The organism is Streptomyces sp. WAC06614 (assembly GCF_003949795.1).
Classification (GTDB): Bacteria; Actinomycetota; Actinomycetes; order Streptomycetales; family Streptomycetaceae; genus Streptomyces.
The window spans coordinates 1-2,880 of the sequence record NZ_RPRY01000536.1 but is presented as its reverse complement, the minus strand read 5'-3'; the positions used below and the strand labels follow the sequence as shown (position 1 = coordinate 2,880).

The following is a 2,880-nucleotide window of genomic DNA, read 5'->3' as shown; positions in this document are numbered from 1 at the left end:
CCCCCGCCCAGCCCGACGGCGGCACCTACCAGCTGACCTTCACGGCCTTCGCCTTCGCGATGTCCGTGTCGATCTGCTGGTCGGTCTTCGCGAGCCCGGCGGGGATGTCCGCGACCTCGCCCTTCTCCACCGCGTAGGCGAAGTCCGTGAAGGTCAGCTGGTAGGTGCCGCCGTCGGGCTGGGCGGGGGTGGTGTTCGACCTCGGGTGCCGGGCGATGTCCAGGAAGGTCTTGAATTCCGGCGTCACCTCGAGCTTCGGCGACTCCAGCGCGGCCACGGTCGAGGGCACGTTGTGGATGGCGTTGGCGAAGGCCACCACCGCCTCGGTGTCGGTGGTCATGTACTTCACCAGCTCCCAGGCGGCGTTCTGCTTCTTGCTGCCCTGGGCTATGCCCATGATCGTGCCCGACAGGTAGCCCTTGCCGTAGTCGGCCACCTGGTCGTCGGGCACGGGTATCGGCGCGGTGCCTATCCCGAAGGTGACCCCGGCCTCCTTGGCCATGCCCGGGCGCCATTCGCCGTCGATCTGCATGGCCACCTTGCCCTGGTGGAAGGGGTGTTCGGCGCTCCACTCGTCCCCGAAGGTCGCCCGGAACTTCTCCAGCTTCTCGTAGCCGCCGAGCTTGGCCACCAGGTCCTTCTGCGCGGTCAGCATCCTGGCGAAGGCGGGGTCCTTGGCCAGGTTGGCCTTGCCGTCGGCGCCGAAGTAGGTCGGGCTCCACTGCGCGGCCAGGCGCATCGGGGTGGTCTCGTAGCCGTGGAAGGTGGGCATGATCCCGACCCGCTCGTACGAGTCCCCGCTCACCTTGGTGAGCTTCTGCGCCACCTCGGCGAACTGGCTCCAGGTCTTCGGGGGCTCCGTGATGCCCGCCTCCTTGAAGGCGTCCAGGTTGTAGACCAGCCCGTACGCGTCGTGGAGCAGCGGCAGGGTGCACTGGTTGCCGTTGAACTGGGTGTAGTCCAGCAGGGTCTTGGGGAAGACCTTGGCCTTGTCGATCCCGGACTTCGCCAGGAACGGGTTCAGGTCGGTGAAGGCGCCGGAGTTGCAGAACTTGCCGACGCTGTCGGTGGTGAAGGAGGACACCACGTCCGGGGCCTTGTCCCCGCCCGCCCGCAGCGCCTGGTTGATCTTGTCGTCGGTCATGTTGCCGGTGACCTTGACCTTGATGTGGGGGTGCGCCGCCTGGAACCGGGCGATGTTCTCCTCGATCGCCTTGACCTCGCCGGGCGCCGACCAGCCGTGCCAGAAGTTCAGCGTGACGTCGGCCATCGGATCGTCGGAGGCCGCGGAACCGCTCTGTCCGGTACAGGCGGAGGCGAGCACCGAGGTGGCGGCGAGGACGGTCGCGAGGGCGGTGAGGCGACGGGTTCTGGGCATGGCGGAGTCTCTCTCTGCGCTGGGGGACTTCCAGGGGGGTGGTGCAGAAACGGGACGTGCAGAAACGGGACGTGCGGTGACGAGGACGAGGGCGTGCGGTGACGAGTGCGTGGGGCGGAGCGGCGGCGGAGGTCAGCGGGAGGTGTCGAACACTTCGTCGCGGGTCGTGGCCAGGGCGCTCTCCAGCGCGCCCCGCAGCACGGGCCGCTCCTGGACGGCCCCGGCGACCAGCCGCGGCCGGGACGGCGCCAGATCGGCGAGTTCGGAGGTCAGCAGTTCGCGCAGCGGCTCGCCGCCGGCCGAGATCACCGCACCCGAGAGCACCACGATCTCGGGGTCGAGTACGGAGACCAGCGCGGCCAGGCCCGTGGCCAGGGCGGTGGCGTAGGATCGCAGGAGCTCGCGGTACGGCCCTTCGGGCGTGGCCGCGGCCCGGGCCAGCAGGGCCGTGCCGACGGCGACCTCGGAGCCGTCGGCGCCGGCGGGGACCTCGGGCTCCAGGCCCAGCCCGGCGGCGAGCTCCGGCAGGACCTGGGCGCCCGCCAGGTACTGGTAGCCGCCGCTGTTGGCCCGGGTGACCTGGCGGACCAGCGGGTGCCCGGCCACGGGCAGGAAGCCGACCTCGCCCGCGCCACCGGTCCAGCCGCGGTGCAGCCGGCCCCCGAGCACCAGGGCGGCGCCCAGGCCCGCCTCGTTCCACAGCAGGACGAAGTCCTCGTGGCCGCGGGCGGCGCCGAGGTGCTGCTCGGCGATGGCCACCAGGTTGACGTCGTTCTCGTACTCCACCGGCATCGGCAGGGCCGCCGCCAGTTCCTCCAGCAGGGTGGGGGAGTGCCAGCCGGGCAGGTGGCTGGCGTAGCGCAGCCGTCCGGAGTGCGGGTCGAAGGCGCCGGGGGTCCCCACGACCACGCGGTGGATCGCGGAGGGCTCCAGCCCGGCGGCCTTGACCGCCTCGCCGAGGGCCTCGGTGACCTGGGTGACGACCGGGGTGCGGGAGCCGGCCGTCGCCAGTTCGAAGCTGCCGACCAGTTCGCCGCCGAGATCGGCGACCCCGGCCAGGATCCGCTCCGGGGTGACGTCCAGCCCGGCGACATGGGCCGCGCCCGCGTTCAGGGCGTAGAGCTGGGCGTTCGGCCCGGGCCGGCCGCCGTCGGTGCCGGTGGCCACCACCAGCCCGGCGGCCTCCAGCCGGGCCAGGAGCTGGGAGGCGGTGGGCTTGGACAGGCCCGTCAGCCGACCGATCCGGGTCCGGGAGAGCGGACCGTGGGTGAGCAGCAGCTCCAGGGCGGCCCGGTCGTTCATCGCCCGCAGCAGGCTGGGGGTTCCCGGGGTGGTGCCGGCGGCCATGAGTCGATCTGCTCCCTCGCGGAGATGATTGTTAGGTAAGTTTCCTGTTGTCCCTCGGGGCGTGTCAATGCCGCTGCCCCCGCAGAAGACGATCTACGGGGGCAGCGGCATTGACACGCCCCGAGGGACAACAGGAAACTTACCTAACAATCATC

2 protein-coding genes are annotated in these 2,880 nt (G+C 71.1%); both read right to left on the bottom strand.

Annotation, left to right across the window (positions count from 1 at the left end):
• Positions 1-25: 25 nt before the first annotated feature.
• Positions 26-1,378, bottom strand: a complete 1,353-nt coding sequence (locus tag EF918_RS34325) for an ABC transporter substrate-binding protein (RefSeq protein ID WP_125652787.1) — start codon at positions 1,376-1,378, stop codon at positions 26-28.
• Between the two features lie 132 nt (positions 1,379-1,510).
• On the bottom strand, positions 1,511-2,725 hold the full coding sequence (locus tag EF918_RS34320; RefSeq protein ID WP_125652786.1) for an ROK family transcriptional regulator: 1,215 nt from the start codon (positions 2,723-2,725) through the stop codon (positions 1,511-1,513).
• Between the last annotated feature and the right edge of the window lie 155 nt (positions 2,726-2,880).